This is a genomic window from Streptomyces sp. SCSIO 30461 (assembly GCF_037023745.1).
Taxonomy (GTDB): domain Bacteria; phylum Actinomycetota; class Actinomycetes; order Streptomycetales; family Streptomycetaceae; genus Streptomyces.
The window spans coordinates 2,857,880-2,881,702 of record NZ_CP146101.1 but is presented as its reverse complement, the minus strand read 5'-3'; the positions used below and the strand labels follow the sequence as shown (position 1 = coordinate 2,881,702).

Sequence of the window (23,823 nt, the reverse complement as noted above, 5' to 3'; positions counted from 1 at the left end):
ACGAGGACGGAGAGCACGACGAGGAGTGGGATCGGGCCCTGGACCAGTGCGAGGGTCGTGGTGGTGCCGCCGAGGGCGATCAGGGCGGCGGTTCGGGTGGTGACGGTGTGCAGGTGGCGAGGGTGGCCTAGAGGGTGCGGCCGAGGGCCTGGCAGGCGCCGCCGAGGCCGAGTGCCCACGCGGCTGTGGTCGGGCTCGCGCCGCGCTGTTCGAGGAGCGGTACGAGCCCGATGACGGCGGCGTACATGGCGAAGCCGGAGAGGGTGAATGTGGTGGCGAGCAGGACGAAGGGCCGGCTGCCTGCTGGTCGGGGCCATCGGCTCCGGCGTGGGGTTGGCAACGCTCTTGGCCCTGCTGCTCAACGCAAGCCCTGAGCAGACCTACGCCAGCGCCAGGTCGTTCAATGCGCCCTGAAGCGCCGCCCCGGTCACCGGTGCCGCCTCAGCGACCTTCCGGAGGTCTTCACCGGTCAAGTATCGGTAGCTCTGCGGCGGATGGAACGATCCGGAGGCTCGCAGCGCGGCCAGGGGTACCGGGGTCTCGAAGGTGATCGGTTCTTCGAGTGACAGACCGCTGGCCTGCGTAGCTCCACTCATGTACTCGTCATACTCACGCCGACTGATCCCGGCGGACGTGCGGCTCGCGGACCAGACCTCCCGAGGGGAGGCCACTTGGACCGAGACGATCCGCGCCATGCCCACGATGGCCATCGTGGGCGCGGTCGCGTACAGGAGCACGGGAGTCCCCGGTGGGGCGGCGACGCGCTGCCGGCGGACCTCGACCGTCTTGGTCCCAGCCAGGATCGCCGTGGCAAACCGAGGGTGGACGGACAGCAGCATCGCGCGCTCCGGATCACTCACGTCTTTCGGTGCCCCTCTTCGTACATGGCCTGGAACAGCGCGTTGCTGATCTTCGACAGCTGCATCGGCGGTACCCACCGTAGCCCCAGCCCCTTGGCCAACGCGATCACTCGTGCATGCGTCACCTGTACGGGAAAGATCTCCGTGTCCGAAAACCTCAACGCCATGGCCTTGCCCGACACATCGGCTGCGGCACGCACTTCGGCGTGACCATATACGCCCAGGTGTTCGAATCGCGAGAAGAGGGTGTCAGGGTCATCGATGACCACCTCGTCGAGGCGCGAGCAACCGATGACCATCTTGCCCTGCTGCCCGGAAGTCCCCTCGCTGACGTACCACAGGATCCGGGCGGGAACGCTCTCTCCCCGGTGCCCGGACGAGCGGTAGTAGACGTGCTCGCGGCTGATGCCCAGTACGTCGTCCCGGGGAACGAGCATGGCCGGAACGTCGAAGAGCTCCGTGGACCAGCGCGGCTTGATGGGCGCGATGAAGGAGGGCAGGGCCGTGTCGATCAGTTTGGCCGGCCACCACACCCGCTCGGCCATGCTCGCGATCTCGGGCGACACGCGATCATCTAGCCGTGGTGTCGACCGCGTCATGCGTCCCGCGATCTCCGCGGCCTTCGCCGAGACGGCTTCGGCAGGTCCGCAGACGTCGACCAAGAGTGCGGTGAAGCCTCTCTCGTCCTCGGTGAAGCCGTCGGTGCCGGCAGCCGCCATCGCCGTCGGCGACAGGAACGGATCGGTGATACGGACCGCCTGCGCCCCTCGCTCTCGGCCGAGCCGCTTGAGCATGAACAGCAGTTGCCGTGCAAGTGTCTCCTCCAGCGGGTGCGATGCCGTGCGGAGGAACGCGACGTTCAGGGTGCGGCCGTCCATGGCCCAGACGTAGAGGGCTACCGGATGCCCCTCTCCGTCCCGAAGCAGCTCCCTGCGCCACAGCACCCCGTCATTGGCGAGGCTTTTCAGACGCTCCGCGAAGGCCGTTCCACGGTCGCCCTCGGCTTGGTCGAAGAAGGCGACCAGCTCTCCTTCACTGCCTGACGCGATCTCCTCGGCGGAGAAGGCAGTGCCCATGAGATCCGCAGGACGGTACACCTGGGCCTGGCGCAGTTCGTCCACATGCAGCGTGACCACGGCCGGGGAGACGACCTTGACCCTTGCAACGTCCCAGGCGATATCGGCAAGAGCCGCCAGTGCGGGATCGCGCGTCACCAGCACCTGGAGGCCGGCACACGACGTCTCGGCCACGTAGCGCAAGCGGGCGCGCTGCCGACCGTCGAGGGGGACATCAGGCAGCTCCTTCCTCGCTGCCGCAGCCAGCTCCTCCAAGCGGATGGCCACGGCAGCACTGTCGGGAGACAGTGACCGCAACTCGACAAGCCCCGCACGCTGATGGTTGCGCGCCTCACGCTCCTCGACATCACGCACATCGTGCAGAAGCTGTGGCGTGAACGCGAGCTCCATCAGGTCGGCGAGCCATCCCGCTTCGAGAGCACGCGACTCCTCAACAGCGCGCTCCGCTCCCGTACCGCGCAGCCCGGCGAACACGCCATGGTCGACGGTCACCACCAGCAGCGCATCACTCTGGGCCTCGGTGAACAGATCCTCGTGGCCCAGGTCGAGCCACCACGTGTCCAGCGTCTCCTTGTCTTTACCCCGCCCCAGGCTCTCACCCTTGGGAACAAAGCCCAGCGCTGTCCACATGCCGCTGAGCCCGTAGTCGCGCCGGCACTTCGCACGAATACCGAGCCGATGAGCGTGCCGCACGCGGATCGCCTCGATCAGCTCACGAGCAACACCCTTGCCTCGGTGCTCCTCGGCCACGCACAAATGCGCAAGACGCACATACAGACTCCGCTTAGGCAGCCCGAAGAGGGCGTAACCGACGACCTCCTCGTTATGCACGGCCACCAGCAGGCCGTCGTCCTCGGCGTGCTTACGGTAGGCAGGTGGCGTGAGCAGACCCAGATACTTCGTGTATCGGTCGCCCAAAGCGATAACCGCGCCCAGCAGCTCCGACTGTTCCGCAGACACCGGCAGCACTCTGATCGCCATGTTCCCCCTCCGGTTCTCTCAACCGACAATGCCCCAGGACGGCATACTGCCCAACAGCGTCAGTGCCGAGCCACTGATTGATGAAAACCGGCTGACTGGCGGAAAGTCATCTGCTCTTGTTTCGTGCGGGCGGGTTGGCGGGCAGTGGTGAAGTTCGCGCCTGGCGGCGGCCTGACCAGCACCGGCGGTTGCTCGCCGGCCGCAGCCATGGCCCACTTCAGAGCGGCTCTCACCGCCGCATCACGCGAGCCCCCGGGGCTGGCCTCGGAGCGCAAGCGACACAGCCCCCAGCGACTCCTGTGACCGCGAATCCGATCAACCGTCCACAGCTCTGCGGTGGCCGGACTCTCTGGGCCAGTACGCGCCCCGACGGTCACTCATGGGCAGAATCCGCAATTTGGTTGACCAAGACCGTTCCTCTCCGCGGCCGTGTGGACCCCGCTTCTACGCTGGCCGTCATGCGCCAAGCCGAGTACCGGAGCAGCGGGGTTCCGCTGGAGGAGTACGAACTCACCCGCGGGGACCACCGCCGTCAGAAGCAGAGCGAGGAGATCAGCGAGTCGGTTCGGCGTCAGGTCGAGGAGGACGACGCCAAATGCCGGGCAGACCCGGCAAGGGCGGAGCGTCGCCGCCAGGCGTTCGAGAACGTCGCGAAGCTGATGCAGTCCTTCAAGAAGGCCGACCACGAGATCATGCGGTGGCGTGTCCGGCTGTACTGCGGCCACATCATCGAGACGGAGGCGCACTACACGTACACCGACCCCCTCTCGGCCGGGTCATACGGCAGACGATGCTCTGAGTGCGGGGAAGACCGGCAAACAATCGTGGCCTTCGAACCCATCGGACTGCGTGGCGAGCCACCGGAAGCAACAGAAACCCGACCTCCGCCGCCCCCGAAGAAGCCGACACGAGCCGAACTCGAACGACGCGTTGCGACCCTCGAGAAGGAGAACGAACGCTTGCGCGCGAAGCTCAGTCACTGAAGGCCCCGCCCGATGCCACCGGGCTGACTCGCCAGTAGCTCACGGAGGCCGAGCTGACGGCAAGCGACATGGCGCCACGCCGCTCGACTGACGGAGTACGTGAGCGCCGTACGCACCCGGGGCGAGGCCATGCCCCCAGGCCAGACCAGGACCGAAGCCGAAGCCTGGATCGACTGGGCAGCAGCCCGCGTGGAGCGCCTCGACCCACTGAACACACCGCCCCGGCTGCCCGACATTCCCGAGCCACGCCCCGACGACCTGAAGCCCTTCCTCGGGCACTGGAGCCCCTACGGCCCCACCTTCTGAGCGCCTCTCCGCCACACGTCCGGCCCGCCGAAGTACGGCGGCAGCGCGCCTGCCGCCGCAATCAGCGGCGCCGGAACCCGGCGGAATTCTCTTCAAGGTCCCGCAAAGCCAGTCCTCGGGAGCGCACCTCCCAGCCAGCGAGCCCCTGCACGATCAGTCAGGTGACACCCCGTCAGAACGAGCGTCACGAGCGTCATTTCAGCGTCAAGATATCGCCCACAACGCCCACAACGCACATAATGTGCACGGGTAAAACCGCAGGTCAGGAGCCCTTCGCGGCCGGTTCGAGGAGGGCGACACACTCCACGTGGTGGGTCATCGGACAGACGTCGGCTTCCGGCGGGGCGGGTTCGAACTTGAACCCTGCTCAAGCAGCGTCAGACTCATGCCTTGCGCTCGACCGCTCGGCGCCAGGCTTCTGCCCTGCCCTCGCAGACAGTCACTCAGCGTGCCCTTGGCGGCGCCTCCGGTGGCATGACCTCCCGTGCCACCGCAGCCCGCCGCAACGACACTTTCTGGGGAGAGTCTGGGGAGTATCGACGGACCTGGGGAGCGCGTGGGGAGAATCGACCGCGTAACGCAGCACGATCCCGAAAGACGCTGAAAGACGCATCTGCGCAGTTCAGGGGTGGGTACGGCCGTATCGATGCAGGTCAGCGCCACCAGGTAGACAACTTCAAGAAGATCTCCTCGTGGGCGGCCATTCTGTTCGCACCCACACTGGTGGGAACGGTCTACGGCATGAACTTCCGGAACATGCCGGAGTTGCACTGGGGTTTCGGATATCCCCTGGCCATCGGCCTGATGGGCGTGGTCTGCATCAGCCTGTACTTCGTCTTCAAGCGCCGCGACTGGCTCTAGCAGCCGACCGAACATAGCCTAACTTTACACATGCGAACACCATGAAACGACTCTGCAAGCCCTCTGGGGAGAATGCGCCGCGCGCCGTACGAGCTGGCCTCTGCGCGGCCACGGTTGCGGAGGCCGGTGAAAGGTAAGCATTCAGAAGGTTGTTCGTGCGTCCGTCTCCTGATGATGTGACAGGTGCGGGGCGGGTGCGGCAGGATCCGGGGTCATGTCGTCTGCTCTGGAGTCTGCGTCGTGTGAGGATCTCCTCGTGCTGATCGGATTGCTCCAGCGGCAGGTGGCGGCCGCAGAGGCGCGGGTTGAAGCGGCAGAGGTGCAGGCGGCCGAACTCGCGGTGGCCAACGAGCGGTTGACCGCTCGGGTGGCGGAGCTGGAGCGGCGTCTTGGCCGGAACTCGGGCAACTCCTCGATGCCGCCCTCCTCGGACACCTTCGGGCGGCCGGAGAAGAAGCCGCAGCCCAGGAGTGGACGCAAGCGAGGCCGTCAGCCCGGCGCCGACGGGTCGGGCCTGGCCATGACCGACAAGCCCGACGCCACCGAGGACCATGTCCCGGCGGCCTGCAGCGGCTGCGGAAGCACACTGGACCAGAGCGACAGCGTCAGCTTCGAGCGGCGCCAGGTCCGGGACATCCCCCTGTCCACGGTAAAGATCACCGAGCACCGGGCCCACCGCTGCCGGTGTGCCTGCGGCACGGTCACCGCCCAGCCGATGCCCGGGCATATCGCCGGGTCCCCGTCCTCCTACGGTCCGAACCTGCGCGCGCTCGCCGTCTACCTGCTGGTTTTCCAGCACATTCCCGTCGAGCGGACCGCGCAGCTGATCAAGGACGTGACCGGGGCGGAGGTCTCCACCGGCTGGGTGGCCTGTCTTCTTCCCGAGGCCGCCGACCTGGTCGCGGACTCCGTGAACCTGATCAGGGCCTTGCTGGTGATGGGGCACATCCTGCACGCGGACGAGACCACCACCCGTATCGGCTCGTTGCGGCGCCGGCTGCACGTGGCCTGCACCGACTTCCTCACCCTGCTCCACCTCGCCCCGCGTTCACGCGCCGGTGCCGACGCGGGCGGGGTGCTGCCCAACTACCGCGGCGTCCTGGTCCACGACTCGCTGTCCCTGTATGCGGGCTACCCGCACCGCACCCACCCGTTGTGCGGCGCCCATCCGATCCGTGAACTGACCGCCGCCGAAGAGGACTTTCCCCACCAGAAATGGCACCAGCAGATCCGGTGGGCCCTGGCCGGGCTGAACACCCAGGCGACGCGTGTACGTACCGGTGAGATCGGGGAGATCACCCCCGAGGCCCTGCTGCTGCACCTGGACGCCTTCCACCAGGGCATCACCGTCGGACTCTCCGAGCACCCCCGAGCGCCGGGCCGCAAACAGTCCCCGGGCCGCAGCCTGCTCGAACGGCTGCGGGACCCGGCCCACTCAGTCCTGCACTTCGCAGACGACCCCCGGCATGTGCCCTTCACCAACAACTGCGGCGAGCGGGCGCTGCGACCGGTCAAGACCCAGCTGAAGATCTCCGGCTGTCACCAGTCCGAGACCGGTGCGAGGGCCTGGCTCGCTGTGCGCTCCTACCTCGACTCCGCCCGCAAACACGGGCTGAGCGCCTTCAAGGCCATCCACCGCGCCTTCACCGAAAACCTCTGGATGCCCCCGATCGAGCAAGCCGCCTGACCAGCACGTCTCACATACCGTTACCGGCCAACCGCATTCCTCCTGAATGCTTAACGGTGAAAGGCCCGCACCTTCACCGGACCACAATCACAGAGCGTCATGAATCGGGCGGCACAGCAGGGTTGCTGTGCCGCCCGTTGGTCACGCCGTGACGAGGCTTCGGAGGGGGCAGTCGGGCACTGAGGCGTCCCCCGGAGTGTGGACACGAGGGTTCATGCTGCGAGTGTGAGTGTACGTGTTCTCTGCTATTGCTGTTCGAATTCGGCTGGTGAGAGGTAGTTGAGGGCTCTATGGCGTCTGCGGGCGTTGCAGTAGGTGAGCCACTGGAAGATCTCCAGCCGCGCCTGGCGCATCGTCGAGAACCGCCGTTGGTGCATCGTTTCCCCCTTCAGCCCCTGCGGGGGTCGCCTCAGACCGCGTCCGCACCCTCGCGCCGCAGCACCGTCACCAGCTTCCCGAAGGCACGCGGGCTCAGCCCGGCGAACGGGACTATCCGGGACGACTCCGACGCCGTGATCACACCAGCCACACCAAGATCATCTCACCTGTGACCAGCAGTTACGGGACAACCTTTACCTCACCGCAGCCGAGACCCGACAGCGGCACCAACGCGACCTCGCGACATAACGAACGAGTGTCCACGATCACGGGGAAACTTCATGGGACGCCAATGTTCGAGAGGCGTACACCATGTAGCGGTCGGTTCCCACGAAATCTGGTTCCTGAGCAGCCGTAACCTGGAATCCATGACCGATGAGCAGGGTGATGACCGTGCCGAGGCGCCCCCAAGTCGGAAGTCCGGGCCCGTCATGGATCTCTGCTGCCACTTGTAGGATCAGAGGCCAGTGACGTTCTCGAATGCCTTGCAACACGTCCAGCTCCGACCGCTGAACGTCGATCTTCAGCATGTCGATGCGTTCTATGCCCTGCTCGTCGATCACGTCGGACAGGGGGCGCTGTCGGCAGACGTACTCCTCCGACGCCAGAGGTGGCCCCGCGAGTTCCTCCGCCGCAACGGGCCGTGCCCCCGTGTCGCCGGTCCGGCGTTTCCTGCCCTCGACCGTGCGCTGGACGATATCCCTGTCTGTGGGCTCATCGGCATATATGGCGCGTGTGGACAAGGCTGAGTGACGTGGGTAGTAAAGAAACGGAACCTCCTGGTCGGAGTCGGACAGTCCGTGGTTGAAGAGGCGTGCCCGCACTCCATATACGCCCAGGTTGTGCCGCAAATTTGCGAACGCAGGAGGGAGCGGTTCGAACGCAAATACCGATGCCGTCGGGCACACCGCGTGCACGAAGAGGGAGAAGATCCCGACGTTCGCTCCGACGTCGAAAACGACGGAACCATTCGGCAGCATCAACCCGTAGCGTAGATAGGTCCGCCGCGTGAAGATTTCACGATAAAGAAACTCCACCTCGTCCGGGCTATCGCCCGCTATTCGATCCGGATCGACGTGCATTCACATCGCCCTCCTAGTGTCCTGAGTCGGTAATCGTTGGTGATTGTAGGGTTGAGGAATGCCGGGTCCGAAGCCGTTGCCGTTGGAGTCCCGACCGTGAACGCGGGGTGCTGCGAGGCTGGTTGCGCCCCCACCTCCGCCTCCTGGCTCAATCTTGTCGAGCGCTGGTTCGCCGAGCTGACCTGCTGCAAACTCCGCTGATCGGCCCACCGCAGCGTCGTCGAGGTGGATCGGGACATCCGCCGCTGAACCAACGAGTGGAACAAGAACCCCAAGCCGTTCGTGTGGACCAAGACCGCAGACGAGATCCTCGAAAACCTGGCCGCATACTGCACACGAACTACCGACTCAGGACACTAGCTCGAGAGTCACAAATTCCATTTCACTGGGCGCGACCAGCCTCCCTATCGTCCGGCAGATTGACCTAAGGGCTGTCCCGTAATCCTCGGCGGGCGCGCGACGACAGCTACGGCACTCCCCCTGGCTTCGCCGGGAGGTGCCCCCACGCTGCGTTGTCGAATCGCCCGAATACGCCCAGCATGAGGGCGACCCTCCGCCTTGCGTTGCGTCCCCTCGGCCCCAAGGGCCGGGGGAGACCCCATACACCTGACGCCGTGCGCTGATGCACCGCGGATTACGGGACAGCCCTTAGGAGCAGAAGAACGCGCAGCAGCCAGACTCGACCATGCCTTCACTGTACGCCCATGCGGCTATTTGATCAGAAACTTAGCCTCGCCGTTTCACTTGGTGCGGTGCCGGGTTCTGTCCGGTAATGCGAAAGTGCCTTCTGAGCTGCAATGCCGGTGAGTTAGCGAGTTCGTGCAGGTCGGGTGGGGTGCTTGGTGACTCTGAGTGTGTAGTGGACGTTACTGGGAGTGCGGGGCTGGTCGCGTTTTCTGACCTCGAAGGTGTTCTTGGACGGCTTCTTGATGCGTTGGCACTGTTGTGCGACATCCCGCGAGTTCCCCTGAGCCCCGCTGAGCTCTTGCCCCCGTGGCCAGGGGGTTCTTCCTCCTTCGAGTGCTCTGTGACCTTGTGACGTAACTTCGTGATTCTTGAAGCGTTCTCACCTCGTCCGACTGATCCGCAGTCGGGCCGAAGGCGAGGGGGCTCGGGTTGGCGGCGCTGGCAGTCGTACGGGACCTGCGTGAGCACTGGGCGCCCGCGTCGGCGGAGGAACTGGAGCGGTTCGAGACCGACGTGCTGTCCGGGTTCGTCCTCGCGCGGGCCTCGGCGGGGCTGGCGGACGGCACCATCCGCGGCGACGTCGGGCACCTGGAGCAGATCCGGACCTGGTTCGGCCGGCCGCTGTGGGACATGGAGCCCGGCGACGCCGACGCATACTTCGGGAAGGTCCTGCGGAACTCACCCAGCGGCACCCGCCTGGCCAGGTCGCAGGCGCTGACCACGTACTTCATGTTCCTGGAGCTGCGGCACAAGGTCGAGCTCCACCGCATGACCGGTCGGGTGGTCGAGTGCCCGATCGACGAGATGAACCGGCCGCGCGGGGCCAAGGACGCGGCACTTCGGATCCCGCCGAGCGAGCCGGAAGTCGGGACCCTGTTCACCGGCTGGGGCGGCGAGCTCGCCACTTGCCGCAAGTTCACCCCGACCGCCCGGAACTACACCGCGGCGAAGGTGATGTCCCAGGTCGGCCTGCGGGTCAGCGAGGCGTGCAAACTCGACCTGGACGACGTCAAGTGGAACCTGGGCCGCTTCGGCAAGCTCCACGTGCGTCACGGCAAGGGCGCCCGCGGCTCGGGCCCGCGTGAGCGGATGGTACCGCTGATCAACGGCGCCGACCGCACGCTGCGGTGGTTCATCGAGGATGTCTGGGGTCAGTTCGACGACGATCACACCCGTCCCGGCGCCCCGCTGTTCCCCTCCGAGCGCAAGAACGCAGACGGAACGGCGCACCGAGTGGGCGACGATGCCCTGCGGAGCGGGCTCAAGAACGCGGCCAAGGCGCATCTGCCGGGCTGGGGCGAGCGGCTGACACCCCATGTCCTGCGGCACTTTTGCGCGTCCCAGCTCTATGAGAACGGGCTGGACCTACTGGCGATTCAGGAGGTTTTGGGACATTCCTGGATCGCCACGACGATGCGGTACGTCCACGTCCAGCAGACCCGGGTCGAGGACGCCTGGGCCGCCGGGACCCAGCGGGCCGCGAAGCGGCTGGAAGGACTGATCCGATGAGGTGGAACCTGCGGCTGACCGCCGCGAACAAGGGTATCTGGAAGGCGTCTGAGCTCCAACGGGGCCTGGCCGAACACGGGTTGGTGATCTCGGCGGGGAAGATGTCCGGGCTGTGGTCCGGCCAGCCGGTCTCCCTCAAGCTGGAGGACCTGGACGTCATCTGTGTCGTCCTCGGCTGCGAGATCGGCGACCTGCTGATCCCCGAGCCGGACAAGGTCGCCCGCCCCGGCGAGGAGGCCGGCCAGCAGGCTGCCGCTGTCGGCGCCCCCGCCCCGGCGGTGGTCCCGCGGCGGCGGGACGGCCGGTCGTTGCCGCCGCGGTGACGACGCGGTTGGTGCGAGGGCGGTAACTCCATGCTGGAGCCGAAGAGTTGTCCGCACTGCCTGGGCTGGGGACTGCTGTTCATGCGGCGCTGCGGAGGGTGCTCCTCCTTCGCCCGTCCCGGTTCGGACGGCCGATGCGTCGGTTGCGCGGGATACGGCCCGCTGCGGAAGGGGTACTGCCGGCTGTGCTGGTGCCAGGCGCGTACGGATGCCGCGGCCGCCGGGGCCAGGGCGGAGTCGTTGCTGCCGGAGCTGCGGCATCACCAGCTGTTCTTCGCGCACATGGCCCCGTTGTGGGAGCGGGTCCCGCGAGCCCGGCAGCCGAAGTACGAGCGGCGGGGACGCCCCCGCAGGCCTGATCCCCCTCCGGCGTCACCGCCCGGTGGCTGGCTCCAGCCCGCTCTGTTCGATGTCTGCCGCGACTTCACCCGTATCGACCCCGACCAGCACACGGGCCCGGACAATCCCTGGCTCGCCTGGGCGAGGCACACCGCCCACCGCCTCGGCGAGGTCCGCGGGTGGCCTCGCAAGGTCCGCTTCGGCGTCGACCGAGCCCTGATCATCTTGATGTCCCGGCACATCGGCGACGATGTCGTGCGCCATTCCGAGCTCTATCCAGCCCTGCGGCCACGTCGGCTGAACATGGAGCTGACCATCGAGGTCCTCGATCACGTCGGGGTCTTCCTCGACGACCGGACACCGTCGTTCGAGCACTGGCTCCAGCGCAAGCTCGACGGCATCGCCCCCGGCATCCGCCGCGACGTCGAGCACTGGATCCGGCTCCTGCACGACGGCGGCCCTCGCTCCCAGCCCCGGGACGAGGCCACGGTCTGGAACTACCTCAACCGCGTCCGGCCCGTGCTGATCGACTGGTCCGGCCGCTACGACCACTTGCGTGAGGTGACCCGAGACGATGTCCTCGCCCAGCTCGATGCCCTGCACGGCAGTCAGCGTCAGCACACCCTCATCGTGCTGCGGTCCTTGTTCGGTCGGGCCAAGAAGAGCGGCACCATCTTCAAGAACCCGACCGGCCGCATCCGCGTCGGACAGCGCGAGAGCGGCATCATCCAGCCCTTGGATCCCGAGCACATCGACAACTCGGTCGCGGCGGTCACCAAGCCGGCGGACCGCCTGGTCCTCGCCCTCGCCGCAGTGCACGCGGCACGGTCCGGGGCCATCCGCCGCCTCCAGCTCGACGACCTCGACATCGGCAACCGGAAGCTCACCATCGACGGCCGTTCCCGACGGCTGGACGACCTCACACTGCGTGTCGCCCGCGAGTGGCTGGAGTTCCGTCGGCGCCGCTGGCCCGACACCGTCAACCCGCACCTGCTGATCAACAAGATCACTGCCCTGGGAACCGGACCGGTGAGCCAGGTCTCCCTCACCGCACCGCTTCGCGGCCAGGCCGCCACCCTGGAACAGCTCCGCGTCGACCGGCAACTCGAAGAAGCCCTTGCCCACGGCCCCGACGCCCTCCACCTCGCCGAGGTCTTCGGCCTGGACGAGAAGACCGCGATCCGCTACGCGAACTCCGCCCGCGCCATCCTGGAACGGCCGCTGGAAACCGACCCCGCCACTTCACCACGAACCCACGGGTCCACCCCCTAACACCAGGCCATCGGACCCTCGGGTTCCCGCTGAAGAACCTTCAGTTTCCGCGAACTCGCGGGGGTCCGGGGGTATCGCCGAGATACGGGTCAAAGGGGCAATGAGTTGATCTTGAGGCCCTGAGCGCCCGTCGCCCGTCACCCATTCGGCTCAGTGTCGTTGGTGGTGATGTTGAGCGTCGTCTGGGCCCGGGGCGGGAATGTGACCTCGATCGAGCGGACCGCGTATCCGCGGTTCAAGCGGCTGATCACCGCGCATGAGCTGCATCTGTTCTTCTCGCCGACTCGCGATGAGCTTCAGTGGGCGGCCGATGCCACGGATGGTGACGAGCATCTGTTGGCCCTGCTGCTGATGCTGAAGGCGTACCAGCGCATGGGCTGCTTTCCCGCGCTGGAGGACGTGCCGGAGCAGGTGGTGGAGTTCGTACAACGGCAGGTGGAGCTGCCGGAGGGCACGCTGCCGGTGTACCGGGCGGAGCGGACCGCCAAGCACCACCGGGGCCTGGTGCGCAAGAGGGTCGGCGTGACGTACGACCAGGGCGAGGCCCGGCGGATCGCCGAGTGGTCGATCCGCAAGGAGGCCGAAGCGAAGAACCGGCCGGCGGATCTCATCAACATCGCTCTGGAGAAGGTCGTGGAGGCCGGGCTGGAACTGCCTGGGTTCTCCACCTTCGACAAGATGGCCTCGAAGATTCGCACCGAGGTCAACGCCTCGATCTGCGCGGGCATTCACGACCGCATGAGCCCGCTTCAGCGGGCCGAGCTGCTGCGGCTGCTGGAGGAGCGCGACTCGGACGGCACTACGTTGTTCAACCGGCTGAAGAAGCCCTCCAAGGGGCCGACCTGGTCGCATTTCAAGTACCTGGCCAAGCGCCTGGACTGGCTGGACGAGCTCGGCGACACCTCGGTGTGGATGGAGTCGGTCGCCACGGGGAAGGTCACCGACTTCGCCGGGGAGGCGGACGCGGCGGACGCCTCGGAACTGCGTGACTACGCGCCGATCAAACAGATCGCGCTGATCGCGTGCCTGACGCACAAGGCGAGGATGCGGGTCCGGGACGACCTGGCGACGATGTTCTGCAAGCGCGTCGCGACGAAGATCAAGAAAGCCAAGGAGGAGCTGGAGGAGATCCGGCTCGCCGAGCGGGAGATCGTTGAGGCCCTGATCGGGAACTACCGCACGGTGCTCAAGAACATCGACGACGGTGGCCCCGCCCACCAGGCCGTTGAGAAGGCCGCGGCCATGACCGCCGAGATCCGCCATGCCCTGGACGGCCTGGACGACGAGGCGCCGGTGGACGAGGTCGCCCAGCGGCTGGGTGGGAAGGTCTCCCCGGCAGTCCTGGCGATGGCCAAGGCCCTGCTGGTGCAGGCCGGCGGGCTCGGCGCCGTCACGAAGGCGGTGGAGGAACTCGGCGGGTTCGACCAGCAATACAAGCAGATCGAGAAGGTCTCCGCCCATCACGGCAACTTCTGGGAGGTCCTGCTGTACGGGCAGATCGGCCGGGACCGCGCGGTCATGTTCGACCTGGCCGAGAAGCTGGAAATCACCGCCACATCGGACGACCGGACGGTGCTGGACGCGCTCACGCACGCTCAGCGGCACCAGAGTGCCCGCGGCGAGTACATCACCGCCTTCGACGAGGAGGGCAAGGAGGTGGACATCTCCTTCGCCACGCAGAACTGGCGCAAGGCCGTGGTCGACAAGACCCGTACGGGGCAGTTCGTACGCAAGCACTTCGAGGCGATGGTCTTCACCGCGCTCGCCGAGGAACTGCGCACCGGCGATGTCGCGGTGGTCGGCTCGGAGGAGTACGCGGACTGGTCCAAGCAGCTGCTGGACTGGGAGGTCGTGAAGGAGAAGCTGGGCTCCTACCTGGTCGAGGTCGGCCTGTGCGAGGAGGGCGAGACCGACGGGTTCGACGCAGCCTGCTTCCGTCGGCAGCTGGAGGACAAGCTCACCGCGGCCTCCGCGGCGGCGGACGCTGGGTACCCGGACAACGAGGGCCTGGTCATCGATCCCGAGACCGGTATCCCGTCGCTGAAGCCGCACCGCTCGGAGGGACAGCGGCCCTCGGCGAGGCGACTGGAGCAGGAGATCAAGGCCCGGATGCCGGAGCGCTCGCTGATGGGGATCGTGGCGAGGACCGCGTACTGGGTGGACTGGTGGCAGCGCTTCGGCCCGGCGTCCGGCAACGAGCCGAAGCTGGAGGACCCCTTCGGCCGCTACGTCATCACGACCTTCGTCAAGGGCACCAACATGGGCCCGTACGAGGCCGCCCGGCACATCCCCGGAGTCTCCGGCCACGAGCTGGCGTACACGGCGAACCGGCACTTCTCCATCGTGCTGCTGAACGAGGCGATCGCCGACCTGGTCAACGCGCACGCCCGCCTGGACATCTCCCAGGCGTGGGGCGACGGCACCACGGTGGCCGCCGACGGCACCCACATGGACACCTACCTCGACAACCTGCTCGCCGAGACGTCCGTCCGGTACGGCAAGCCGGGCGGAATCGCCTACCACCACATCTCCGACACCTACGTCGCACTGTTCACGCACTTCATCCCGTGCGGGGTGTGGGAGGCCGTCTACATCATCAAGGGCCTGCTGAAGAACTCCTCCGAGGTGAAGCCGACCACCGTGCACGCGGACACCCAGGGCCAGTCCCAGCCGGTGTTCGCGCTCGCGCACCTGCTGGGCTTCGACCTCATGCCCAGGATCAGGAACTGGAAGGGCCTTACCTTCTACCGGCCCAGCAAGACCACCGAGTACGTGCACATCGACGCGCTGTTCGGCGAGAGCGGCAAGAACGTCATCGACTGGGACCTCATCGAGTCCCAGTTCCGCCACCTGATGAAAGTCGCGGTCTCCGTACGCGAGGGGGCCATCTCCTCATCCACGCTGCTCAAGCGACTGCGTTCGGGCTCCAAGAAGAACGCCACCTACGCCGCCTTCCGCGAGGTCGGCCGCGTGATCCGCACCGTCCAGCTGCTGCGCTACCTCTCCGATCCGGCGCTTCGCCGACGGGTGACCGCGGCGACGAACAAGACCGAAGCATTCAACGGCTTCTCGCAGTGGATCGGCTTCGGCAACCGCAGCATCATCGCGGACAACGACCCGGTCGAGCAGGAGAAGGCGATGAAGTTCAACGCCCTGCTCACCAACGCGGTCATCTTCCACAACACCCTGGACATCGCTGAGATCGTGCGGCAACTGCTGGAAGAGGGCTGGACGATCGAGCCAGAGGACGGGACCTGTCCCCGAGTGGTGGACACCTCTGAGCCCGGCCCCGCCAGGGGCCGGGTAGGAGGCATCTTTTATGGTGATGAAGGTCTACTCGCCCGAGTTCAAGGCGGACGCTGTCGCGCTGTACCTGTCGGACCCGAGCCACACCTTCGAGGGCATCGGCAAAGATCTGGGGATCAGCCGCGAGACGCTGCGTAACTGGGTGCGGGCCGAACGGGCCCGCCGCGGCGGGGGCAGCACGACGAGCACGGAGAAGAGCACGGTGGATTCCCCGCCGACGGCCGAGGAGCTTCAGGCCGAGAACGAGGCCCTGCGCCGGGAGCTGGCGGCAGCCCGCAAGGAGATGCAGAAACTCGCCACCGAACGGGACATTCTCCGCAAGGCGACGAAGTTTTTCGCACAAGAGATGATCCCGCTGGCCAATTCCGGGCCGTGACCTTCAGGGCCTTCGGAGCGTTCGGGCACGGTGCGGTCGTCTTGTCGTCCCCGGCCGCATGGGAGTCATGGTGTCCGTGCAGCCGAAGCCTTGGCCGGAGGTACCGGAGGACACCGCGCGTGTGGCCCGGCTGGCCGCGCGTCGGGGTGAGGTGCCGCTGGCGATGCGCGTACGGGACAAACTCGGAGAGTTGTTCGCGGACGCGGAGTTCACCGAGGCGTTCGGCACACGTGGGCGGCCCGGGTGGTCACCGGGACGACTCGCCATGGTGACGGTGTTACAGATGGCGGAGAACCTCTCGGACCGGGCCGCGGCCCATCGGGTTCGTTTCGACATCTCCTGGAAGTACTGCCTGGGCCTGGGGCTTGACGAGCCCGGGTTCGACGCCTCGGTCCTCTCGGAGTTCCGCACGCGCCTGGTCGAACACGGCCTTGAGGAGCGGGTTCTGGATCTGCTGGTGGCCCGTCTCCGGGTAGAAGGGCTGGTCAAGGCGGGAGGAAAACAGCGGACCGACTCCACGCAGGTGGTGGCTGCGGTGCGGGAGTTGAACCGGCTGGAGCTGGCCGGAGAGGCCGTGCGGGCGGCGCTGGCGGCACTCTCCGCCGCAGCTCCGGGCTGGCTCGCCGCCGTGGTGGACGTTCCGTCGTGGGAACTGCGTTACGGACGCAAGGTCGATGAATCGTGGCGTCCGCCGTCGTCGAAGGCCAAGCGTGCGGCGATGGCGCTCGAATTCGGCAGGGACGGGTTGGGTCTGCTGCAGGCTGTCTACTGCGTCGGCTCGCCGGGATGGCTTCGAGAAATGCCCGCGGTGCAGGCTCTGCGACAGATCTTGGTGCAGAACTACCTGGTGGTGACCGATCATGATGGCCGGGAGGTGGTCAAGCGGCGGGAGGCGGACGCGGAAGGTCTGCCGCCCGGCAGATCGCGACTGACCTCTCCGTACGATCTCGATGCCCGCTACGGCGTGAAGGACGAGAAGTTCTGGGTCGGCTACAAACTGCACGTCAGCGAGACCTGCCTGGAACCCACCGCCGACTCGACCACAGCGCGCGGGAAACCGCAGACCGTGGCCGCGGTCCCCAACCTGATCACCCACGTGGAGACCACCGAAGCGACCGTGCCGGACATCCGACTCGTTGAGCCAGTCCATCAGGCACTGCGACGACGCGATGTGCTTCCCGGCGAGCACTACCTCGACTCCGGATACGCCAGCGCGGCCATGGTCGTTGACGCGCGGAAGGATTTCGGTGTGACCATGGTCACGCCACTGATGGCCGACGTGTCACGGCAGCAGCGGGAGAACCTCGGCTACCGTCGCGAGGACTTCATCGTGGACTGGGACAACCGCCAGGTCACCTGCCCGCAAGGTGCTGTAAGCCAGTACTGGCATCCCTGCACTCGCCGCGGGGACGCCATGATCGCGGTCCGCTTCGATCCGGCCGACTGCGACTCGTGTCCCACCCGCACGCTCTGCACCACCGCCGTCGGCAAACGCTACGGGCGGCAGATCGCACTCCGCCCTCGCGAGGTCCATGATCTGATCGAGGCCCACCGCGGCTCCCAGGACACAGACGGCTGGCGAGCCAAGTACGCCCTCCGCTCCGGGATCGAGGGAACCATCCATCAAGCCGTCCACGTCACCGGCAACCGTCGCGCGCGCTACCGAGGGCTGGCCAAGACCCACCTCGAACACGTCTACAGCGCCGTCGCCCTCAACCTCATCAGGCTCGACGCCTGGTGGAATGGCAGACCTCTCGACCGTCAGCGCACCAGCCACCTCACTCGCCTCGGCATCGCACTCGCCGCTTGAGTCGAATTGGCCAGCGGGATCAGAGATGACCTGGTGACCAGCCGCTTCCAGTTCATCGAGGACCACCACCGCGCCTGGAGCGTGAAGCGGTTGTGTCACGTGCTGGAGGTCGCCCGCTCCAGCTTCTACAAGTGGCGGGCGGGCCGCCAGGCCCGTGCCGCGCGTGAGCGGGCCGATACCGCGCTCGCGATGCGGATCAGGGCCGTGCACACCGAATGGGACGGCACCTACGGCCGCCCCCGCATCACCGCCGAGCTCCGAGACGAAGGCGAGCCGGTGAACCACAAGCGCGTCGGACGGGTCATGCGGAAGTTCGGCATCGCCGGGCTGCGGCTGCGCAAGCGGCAGGTCACCACGGTGCCCGAGCCGTCCGCCACCCGAGTGCCGGACCTGCTGGGGCGTGACTTCACCGCGAGTGCGCCGAACACCAAGTACGTCGGGGACATCACCTACCTGCCGGTGGGCGACGGCGAGTTCCTGTATCTGGCGACGGTGATCGACTGCTTCTCACGCCGCCTGGTGGGCTGGTCGCTCGCCGACCACATGCGCACCTCGCTCGTCACCGACGCACTCCGGGCCGCCGAAGCGACCCGCGGCAGCCTGGCCGGCGCCGTCTTCCACAGCGATCACGGAGCCCAGTACACGTCCCGCGAATTCGCCCATTTCTGCACAGAGTTGGGAGTGCGGCAGTCCATGGGCGCGATCGGTACGAGCGCGGACAACGCACTCGCCGAGTCGTTCAACGCCGCCCTCAAACGCGAGACGCTCCGTGGCGCCCGCCGCTTCGACGGAGCCCACGACTGCCGCCTGACGGTCTTCCGCTGGACCACCCGCTACAACACCCGGCGACGGCACTCGGCGAACGAACAAAAGGCACCGAACGTCTACGAACAGCAGTCAGCTACCCTGACACTCGCTGCATAACAACACGAACAGGTGTCCACTCCGCGGGGTCAAGGCCCGACCTGGCCCACATCTCGCCGTACCTGACCGAGCACATCAACCGGTTCGGCGAGTACAGCACGCACGAGCTCGGCATCCAGCCCGACGTGTACGACCCGAAGCTGGACGTCGACTTCACCCAGCTCCGCGACGAGAACGTGACCGCCGAAGGCTTCGGTCAGGCCGCCTGAGCACGCCCTCCGCCGGCCTGACGTTCTTGCGTACGCGTTCCTGTTCCAGGGAGTGCTTGACGGTCTGGGCTCCAGGGATGACCGCTTGGAAGAACTCGACGCCCATGGCCGCCGAAGACTTCCCCTTACGCCAACAGATCCAGTCCCGGCGCTCCATCCACAGCAGGAGACGGTCGGCGAGCAGCAGAGCCGCACTCAGCGCGACGGCTCCTCCCATGACCTGCCACACCCTGTCCATGGCGGTTGAACTCCCGAGATCTATGTGCTGTTCCTGCATGGGGCACAATCCCGCCGCTGGCGGCTTTCTCTCTGTACCGCCGGGCTCTGATCACGAGCCTGGTCGAGATCTTCGCCCGGGGCAGATTCCACTCCTGTCAATCTAGGTTGACAAGCGGGTGGCTGTCAATCTAGATTGACAGCATGACCGAAGCAACGGATCTCGCCGAGCGGGCGGGGGATCGTGACCCCAGGGTCGGGCTGCGGGCGGTGGCCGCGCTGCGGCGCCTGCTCGAACAGCTCGAGGCCGTCCAGGTGCGCAGTGCGCGCAACCAGGGCTGGTCCTGGCAGGAGATCGCCGCCGAGCTCGGGGTGAGCAGGCAGGCCGTGCACAAGAAATACGGGAGGCAGTAAATGTTCGAGCGGTTCACGGACGGCGCCCGCGCCGTGGTCAAGGGTGCGGTGGGGCGGGCCGAGCAGCGCGGTGACGCGCAGGTCGAGCCCGGGCATCTGCTGCTCGCGCTGCTCGACGCGCAGGACACCAAGGGGGCGTTCGCGCTGACGGCCCTGGGTGTGCGGCGTGAGGCTGTGATGAGCGGGCTCAACGAGGCGCGGCGGCGCGGTGGGGTCTCGGCGGCGGACGCCGAGGCGCTGGCCGGGCTCGGGATCGACGTCACCGAGATCGTGTCGCGGGTCGAAGAGGCCCATGGCGAGGGTGCGTTGGCGCGCGGCGGCCGGCCGGCGGGGTGGCTGCGCCGGGCGGGGTCGGGGCACCGGCCGTTCACCAAGGAGGCGAAGACGATCCTGGAGCAGTCCCTGCGGGTGGTCCTGGCCCGCAAGGAGAAGACCATCGGCGACGAACACCTGCTCCTCGCGATGACGGCACGGCCCGGTGTCGTACGGGATGTGCTCGCCGGGTGCGGGGTGACCTTCGACGGGGTGGAGCGGGTCCTCGGGCAGGGCAACGGGGGTTCGGCCAAGGCGGGTTGAGCGCCGAGGCCAGGTCGGGGATGCGGCTGGCGAAAGCTCCGCGCCAACGGGAATCTCCACGAGGGTGCCGCTTCCCGGCCCTCACGCTTCGTGCTCGCAGAAATGAGTAGTTCTGAGAGACCGGAGCCCCCTGCCGGACCGTGTCCGGTTTGCCCCTGATCCTCGTTCTCACAACCTCTCGCAAAACAGCTTTCGCACAAAGCCCCTCGCGATAGGTTCTGCGACATGCCCCAGCTCGCTGAACCGGCCACCGCCGTCGAACAGTTCGATTGCCCCACCTGCGAGGTGCCCGCTGGAAGCACCTGCCGCACTCGCGGCGGCAAGGTCGCCCCGAAGTACCACACCCCGCGCTTCATCGGGTGTGAGTAGTTGAGGTACAGAAAGTGCCGCTGAGATTGATCTTGATCGGCTAGCACACTTGCCCGGGTCCTCGCTGGGGTTCCCGCAAAGATCGTCGGGCGGGCGTCGGCGATGGCTACGGTCCGGCCGTGCCGGTGGAGTTTCTGACTGATGAGCAGGCCGAGGCGTACGGGACGTTCACCGAGGTGCCCACGCGCCCGGAGCTGGAGCGGTTCTTCTTCCTCGATGACGACGACCGTGATTTGATCGCGCTGAGGCGTTCGGACGCGCACCGGCTGGGGATGGCGGTGCAGATATGCACGGTCCGCTACGTCGGCCGGTTCCTTGGTGACGACCCACTCGCGGTGCCGTGGGAGGTCGTGGAGTACCTGGCCGGGCAGCTCGGCATCGCCGACGCCTCGTGTGTGAAGCGGTACCCCGAGCGTCGCAGGACGCCGTACGAGCACGCTGATGAGATCCAGCAGCGGTTCAAGTACCGGGACTTCACCGACCGGAAGTGGGGGCGGGAGTTCCGCAGCTTCCTGTACGGGAGGGCGTGGACGCACGCCGAGGGTCCGGTGGCGCTGTTCAACCACGCGGTGACGTGGCTGCGGAAGAACCGGGTGCTGCTTCCCGGTGTCTCGGTGCTGACCCGGCAGGTGTCGGAGGCCCGTGCGGCGGCCGAGCGGCGCCTGTGTGGCCCGGACAGCGAACAGGGCCGATTCTGCGATCGCGCCCCCGCTGGCGGAGCTGCTGGCGGTGCCGGAGGGCAAGCGGGTCTCGGAGCTGGAGCGGCTGCGCACGCCGCCGGTGAAGACGACGGGCACGGCGATGGTGCGGGCCATGGAGCGGGTGGAGGAGATCTCCGCCTTCGCGCTGGGGCGGGTGAACGTGTCGCGGGTGCCGGTGAACCGGCTGTCCGCGCTGGCCCGGTACGGACAGCTCAGCAAGGCGCAGACGATTCTGCGGGCGCCGGAGCCGCGGCGGACCGCGCTGCTGACGGCGGTGGTGCGCCAGCTGGAGGCGCAGGCGGTCGACGACGCGCTGGACCTGTTCGCGGTGCTGATGGCGAACCGGCTGATCAGCCCCGCGCGGCGGGCGTCGGACCGCGAGCGGCTCGCGATGCTGCCGCAGCTGGAGAAGGCGGCCCGGATCCTGGCGCAGGCGTCGAAGATCCTCACCGAGGAGCTTGACCTGGTGGCCGAGCACGAGGCGGACCTGGACGTCGCCGCGCTGTGGGCGGCGGTGGAGGAGGCCGTGCCGCGTACGGCGGTGGCCGGCGCGGTGGCGACCCTCGAGGCCCTGGTGCCCGAGGACGACGGCTCGGCCGAAGCCGCGATGCGCGAGAAGCTGGCCCTGCGCTACAACACCGTGCGCCCCTTCCTGTCCCTGCTGGGCGAGTCGGACGCGCTGGGCGCCGCCCCGGCCGGGCGGCGTATCCTCAAGGCCGTTCGTCGCCTGCCCGCGCTGGCCCGGCGCCGGGTCAAGGACCGGCCGCTGCTGCCCCGCGAGATCGACGCCGAACTGGTGCCGGCGATGTGGAAGCGCGCGGTGTTCTCCAACGCCAAGCTGCCGCAGGGCGCGGTCGACCGCAACGCGTACGTGGTGTGCGTCCTGGAGCAGCTGCACCGCGCCCTGAACCGGCGCGATGTGTTTGCCTCCCCGTCGAACCGGTGGGCGGACCCGCGCGCCCGGTTGCTGGACGGTCCGCGGTGGGAGGCGATGCGCGCGGACGTGCTCGCGGGCCTGTCCCTCACCGAGGACGCCGAGGGGCACCTTGCCCAGCTCACCAGGGGGCTGGACGCGGCGTGGCGGCAGATGGCCGACCGTCTGGAGGAGGCCGGCGCCGAGGCGAAGGTGGAGATCGTCGTCCCCGAGGGCGGCGGACGCGCCCGCCTATCGGTGGACAAGCTCGGTGCGGTGGGCGAGCCGGAGTCGCTGACCTGGCTCAGGGCCACCACGGAGGTGATGCTCCCGAGAATCGACCTGCCGGACCTGCTGTTCGAGGTCCACTCCTGGACCGGGTTCCTGGATGCCTTCGGACACGTCTTCGAGCGGCGTACTCGCATGGAGGGCCTGCTCGTCTCCCTGGTCGCGCTGCTGGTGGTGGAGAGCTGCAACATCGGCCTGACCCCCGTTCTCGACCCTACGATCAAGGCGCTGACCCGCTCGCGCCTGTCCCACGTCGATCAGAACTATTTGCGCGCCGACACCATCGCCGCGGCGAATGCCGCGCTGATTGCCGCCCAGTCCCGCATCGAGCTGGCCCAGATGTGGGGCGGCGGGCTGCTCGCCTCCGTCGACGGCCTGCGGTTCGTCGTCCCCGTCAAGAGCATCAACACCGGCCCCTCGCCCAAGTACTACGGCTACAAACGGGGCGTGACCTGGCTCAACGCCGTCAATGACCAGGTCGCCGGGATCGGCGCGATGGTCGTGCGCGGCACTCCGCGCGACAGCCTCTATACCCTGGACACGCTGCTGAACCTCGACGGCGGGGTGAAGCCGGAGATGGTGGCGACCGACAACGCCTCGTACTCCGACATGGCCTTCGGCCTGTACAAGATGCTCGGCTTCCGCTTCGCCCCGCGCTTCCGCGACCTGGCCGACCAGCGGTTCTGGCGGGCCGACCTGCCCGACGGGGAGGCGCCGGCCGCCGGGTACGGGCCGCTGGAGGCCGTTGCCTGCAACAAGGTGAACCTCAAGCGCATCAAGACGCACTGGCCGGACATGCTCCGCGTCGCCGGGTCGCTCATCACGAACCAGGTCCGAGCCTATGACCTGCTGCGGATGTTCGGCCGCGAGGGCCACCCGACCCCGCTGGGGGCCGCGTTCGCCGAGTACGGGCGGATCGACAAGACCATGCACCTGCTCGCCCTGGTCGATCCCGTGGACGACACCTACCGCCGCTTGATGAACCGGCAGCTGACCGTGCAGGAGTCCCGCCACCGTCTGGCCCGCGCGATCTGCCACGGCGGCCGGGGCCAGATCCGCCAGGCCTACCGCGAGGGCCAGGAGGACCAGCTCGCCGCCCTCGGCCTGGTCCTCAACGCCGTCGTGCTGTGGAACACCCGCTACCTGGACGCCGCCGTTACCCAGCTCCGCGCCGAGGGCCACGACATCAAGGATGAGGACGTCGCCCGCCTCTCCCCGCTCAAGGACCGGCACATCAACTTCCTGGGCCGCTACCGGTTCAACATTCAGGCCAGAAAGACCGGCCAGGGCATGCGTCCGCTGCGTGACCCAAACGCATCCGAGGACGCCAACGACATGGAATAGGAGGCGAGAGTGTCGTCCAGGCTCACAGGACAG

17 protein-coding genes and 6 pseudogenes are annotated in these 23,823 nt (G+C 67.4%); 16 read left to right on the top strand and 7 right to left on the bottom strand.

Going from position 1 to position 23,823, the window contains the following annotated elements; translation table 11 throughout:
• Window positions 1-127: 127 nt before the first annotated feature.
• Genes V1460_RS12675 through V1460_RS12665 form a run of 3 tightly spaced genes read right to left on the bottom strand, consistent with a single transcriptional unit; the run spans window position 128 to window position 2,896 of the window.
• Complete coding sequence (locus V1460_RS12675) at window positions 128-340, bottom strand: hypothetical protein (RefSeq protein ID WP_338673836.1); 213 nt, start codon at window positions 338-340, stop codon at window positions 128-130.
• A gap of 40 nt (window positions 341-380) precedes the next feature.
• On the bottom strand, window positions 381-860 hold the full coding sequence (locus V1460_RS12670; protein ID WP_338673835.1) for an ASCH domain-containing protein: 480 nt from the start codon (window positions 858-860) through the stop codon (window positions 381-383).
• Window positions 857-2,896 (bottom strand): GNAT family N-acetyltransferase, encoded by a 2,040-nt coding sequence (locus V1460_RS12665; protein ID WP_338673834.1) that lies wholly within the window; start codon window positions 2,894-2,896, stop codon window positions 857-859. The genes V1460_RS12670 and V1460_RS12665 overlap by 4 nt, the downstream gene beginning before the upstream one ends.
• Window positions 2,897-3,375: 479 nt before the next feature.
• Between V1460_RS12665 and V1460_RS12660 the strand changes: the two genes are divergently transcribed.
• The 4 genes and pseudogenes from V1460_RS12660 to tnpC all read left to right on the top strand — a co-directional run bounded on the left by V1460_RS12660 (window position 3,376) and on the right by tnpC (window position 6,754).
• Window positions 3,376-3,900 carry a hypothetical protein gene (locus tag V1460_RS12660; protein WP_338673833.1) on the top strand — a complete coding sequence of 175 codons (525 nt, stop codon included), beginning with the start codon at window positions 3,376-3,378 and terminating at the stop codon, window positions 3,898-3,900.
• Window positions 3,901-3,999: 99 nt separating this feature from the next.
• Window positions 4,000-4,206 (top strand): hypothetical protein, encoded by a 207-nt coding sequence (locus V1460_RS12655; RefSeq protein ID WP_338673832.1) that lies wholly within the window; start codon window positions 4,000-4,002, stop codon window positions 4,204-4,206.
• A gap of 663 nt (window positions 4,207-4,869) precedes the next feature.
• A pseudogene (locus V1460_RS12650) lies at window positions 4,870-5,067 on the top strand (CorA family divalent cation transporter); the annotation flags it as partial.
• Between the two features lie 256 nt (window positions 5,068-5,323).
• On the top strand, window positions 5,324-6,754 hold the full coding sequence (gene tnpC, locus V1460_RS12645; RefSeq protein WP_338673831.1) for an IS66 family transposase: 1,431 nt from the start codon (window positions 5,324-5,326) through the stop codon (window positions 6,752-6,754).
• A 245-nt stretch (window positions 6,755-6,999) separates the two neighbouring features.
• On the opposite strand, the pseudogene V1460_RS12640 reads toward tnpC, so the two are convergent.
• The 3 genes and pseudogenes from V1460_RS12640 to V1460_RS12630 all read right to left on the bottom strand — a co-directional run.
• Window positions 7,000-7,152, bottom strand: a pseudogene (locus V1460_RS12640) (IS3 family transposase); the annotation flags it as partial.
• 14 nt (window positions 7,153-7,166) lie between these two features.
• Window positions 7,167-7,283 (bottom strand): annotated as a pseudogene (locus V1460_RS12635) (IS5/IS1182 family transposase); the annotation flags it as partial.
• Between the two features lie 115 nt (window positions 7,284-7,398).
• Window positions 7,399-8,214 carry an FkbM family methyltransferase gene (locus V1460_RS12630; protein WP_338673830.1) on the bottom strand — a complete coding sequence of 272 codons (816 nt, stop codon included), beginning with the start codon at window positions 8,212-8,214 and terminating at the stop codon, window positions 7,399-7,401.
• A gap of 129 nt (window positions 8,215-8,343) precedes the next feature.
• Between V1460_RS12630 and V1460_RS12625 the strand changes: the two are divergent.
• The 8 genes and pseudogenes from V1460_RS12625 to V1460_RS12590 form a co-directional block, all read left to right on the top strand.
• Window positions 8,344-8,574 (top strand): annotated as a pseudogene (locus tag V1460_RS12625) (IS630 family transposase); the annotation flags it as partial.
• Between the two features lie 756 nt (window positions 8,575-9,330).
• Window positions 9,331-10,410, top strand: a complete 1,080-nt coding sequence (locus tag V1460_RS12620) for a tyrosine-type recombinase/integrase (protein WP_338673829.1) — start codon at window positions 9,331-9,333, stop codon at window positions 10,408-10,410.
• Window positions 10,407-10,733, top strand: a complete 327-nt coding sequence (locus V1460_RS12615) for a helix-turn-helix transcriptional regulator (protein WP_338673828.1) — start codon at window positions 10,407-10,409, stop codon at window positions 10,731-10,733. The genes V1460_RS12620 and V1460_RS12615 overlap by 4 nt, the downstream gene beginning before the upstream one ends.
• A 30-nt stretch (window positions 10,734-10,763) precedes the next feature.
• Window positions 10,764-12,344, top strand: coding sequence for a hypothetical protein (locus tag V1460_RS12610; protein ID WP_338673827.1), 1,581 nt, complete (start codon window positions 10,764-10,766; stop codon window positions 12,342-12,344).
• A gap of 168 nt (window positions 12,345-12,512) precedes the next feature.
• Window positions 12,513-15,788, top strand: coding sequence for a Tn3 family transposase (locus V1460_RS12605; protein ID WP_338678018.1), 3,276 nt, complete (start codon window positions 12,513-12,515; stop codon window positions 15,786-15,788).
• Window positions 15,670-16,026 (top strand): transposase, encoded by a 357-nt coding sequence (locus tag V1460_RS12600; protein WP_338678017.1) that lies wholly within the window; start codon window positions 15,670-15,672, stop codon window positions 16,024-16,026. Before V1460_RS12605 ends, V1460_RS12600 begins: the two co-directional genes overlap by 119 nt.
• A 67-nt stretch (window positions 16,027-16,093) precedes the next feature.
• A complete protein-coding gene (locus V1460_RS12595) occupies window positions 16,094-17,836 on the top strand; it encodes an IS1182 family transposase (RefSeq protein ID WP_338673826.1) in 1,743 nt (580 codons plus the stop codon).
• 21 nt (window positions 17,837-17,857) lie between these two features.
• Window positions 17,858-18,760: pseudogene (locus tag V1460_RS12590) on the top strand (IS3 family transposase); the annotation flags it as partial.
• A gap of 153 nt (window positions 18,761-18,913) precedes the next feature.
• On the opposite strand, the gene V1460_RS12585 reads toward V1460_RS12590, so the two are convergent.
• The gene (locus V1460_RS12585) at window positions 18,914-19,207 is read right to left on the bottom strand and encodes a hypothetical protein (RefSeq protein WP_338673825.1); all 294 of its coding nucleotides are present in this window, start codon (window positions 19,205-19,207) and stop codon (window positions 18,914-18,916) included.
• 182 nt (window positions 19,208-19,389) lie between these two features.
• Here V1460_RS12585 and V1460_RS12580 point away from each other — a divergent pair, with 182 nt between their 5' ends.
• From V1460_RS12580 to V1460_RS12565, 4 genes and pseudogenes are all read left to right on the top strand, one after another.
• Window positions 19,390-19,599, top strand: coding sequence for a helix-turn-helix domain-containing protein (locus V1460_RS12580; RefSeq protein WP_018571396.1), 210 nt, complete (start codon window positions 19,390-19,392; stop codon window positions 19,597-19,599).
• Window positions 19,600-20,175, top strand: a complete 576-nt coding sequence (locus V1460_RS12575) for a Clp protease N-terminal domain-containing protein (RefSeq protein ID WP_338673824.1) — start codon at window positions 19,600-19,602, stop codon at window positions 20,173-20,175. It begins immediately after the preceding gene.
• Between the two features lie 225 nt (window positions 20,176-20,400).
• Window positions 20,401-20,544 (top strand): hypothetical protein, encoded by a 144-nt coding sequence (locus V1460_RS12570; protein WP_338673823.1) that lies wholly within the window; start codon window positions 20,401-20,403, stop codon window positions 20,542-20,544.
• A gap of 119 nt (window positions 20,545-20,663) precedes the next feature.
• Window positions 20,664-23,790: pseudogene (locus V1460_RS12565) on the top strand (Tn3 family transposase).
• The last annotated feature ends 33 nt before the right edge of the window (window positions 23,791-23,823 follow it).

Excerpts from the sequence above, each read along its gene's own strand:
- V1460_RS12660 (WP_338673833.1), top strand. The coding sequence starts at position 3,376 with ATGCGCCAAGCCGAGTACCGGAGCAGCGGGGTTCCGCTGGAGGAGTAC.
- V1460_RS12630 (WP_338673830.1), bottom strand. The coding sequence starts at position 8,214 with ATGCACGTCGATCCGGATCGAATAGCGGGCGATAGCCCGGACGAGGTG.
- V1460_RS12615 (WP_338673828.1), top strand. The coding sequence starts at position 10,407 with ATGAGGTGGAACCTGCGGCTGACCGCCGCGAACAAGGGTATCTGGAAG.
- V1460_RS12610 (WP_338673827.1), top strand. The coding sequence starts at position 10,764 with ATGCTGGAGCCGAAGAGTTGTCCGCACTGCCTGGGCTGGGGACTGCTG.
- V1460_RS12605 (WP_338678018.1), top strand. The coding sequence starts at position 12,513 with ATGTTGAGCGTCGTCTGGGCCCGGGGCGGGAATGTGACCTCGATCGAG.
- V1460_RS12600 (WP_338678017.1), top strand. The coding sequence starts at position 15,670 with ATGAAGGTCTACTCGCCCGAGTTCAAGGCGGACGCTGTCGCGCTGTAC.
- V1460_RS12595 (WP_338673826.1), top strand. The coding sequence starts at position 16,094 with ATGGTGTCCGTGCAGCCGAAGCCTTGGCCGGAGGTACCGGAGGACACC.
- V1460_RS12585 (WP_338673825.1), bottom strand. The coding sequence starts at position 19,207 with ATGGACAGGGTGTGGCAGGTCATGGGAGGAGCCGTCGCGCTGAGTGCG.
- V1460_RS12580 (WP_018571396.1), top strand. The coding sequence starts at position 19,390 with ATGACCGAAGCAACGGATCTCGCCGAGCGGGCGGGGGATCGTGACCCC.
- V1460_RS12575 (WP_338673824.1), top strand. The coding sequence starts at position 19,600 with ATGTTCGAGCGGTTCACGGACGGCGCCCGCGCCGTGGTCAAGGGTGCG.
- V1460_RS12570 (WP_338673823.1), top strand. The coding sequence starts at position 20,401 with ATGCCCCAGCTCGCTGAACCGGCCACCGCCGTCGAACAGTTCGATTGC.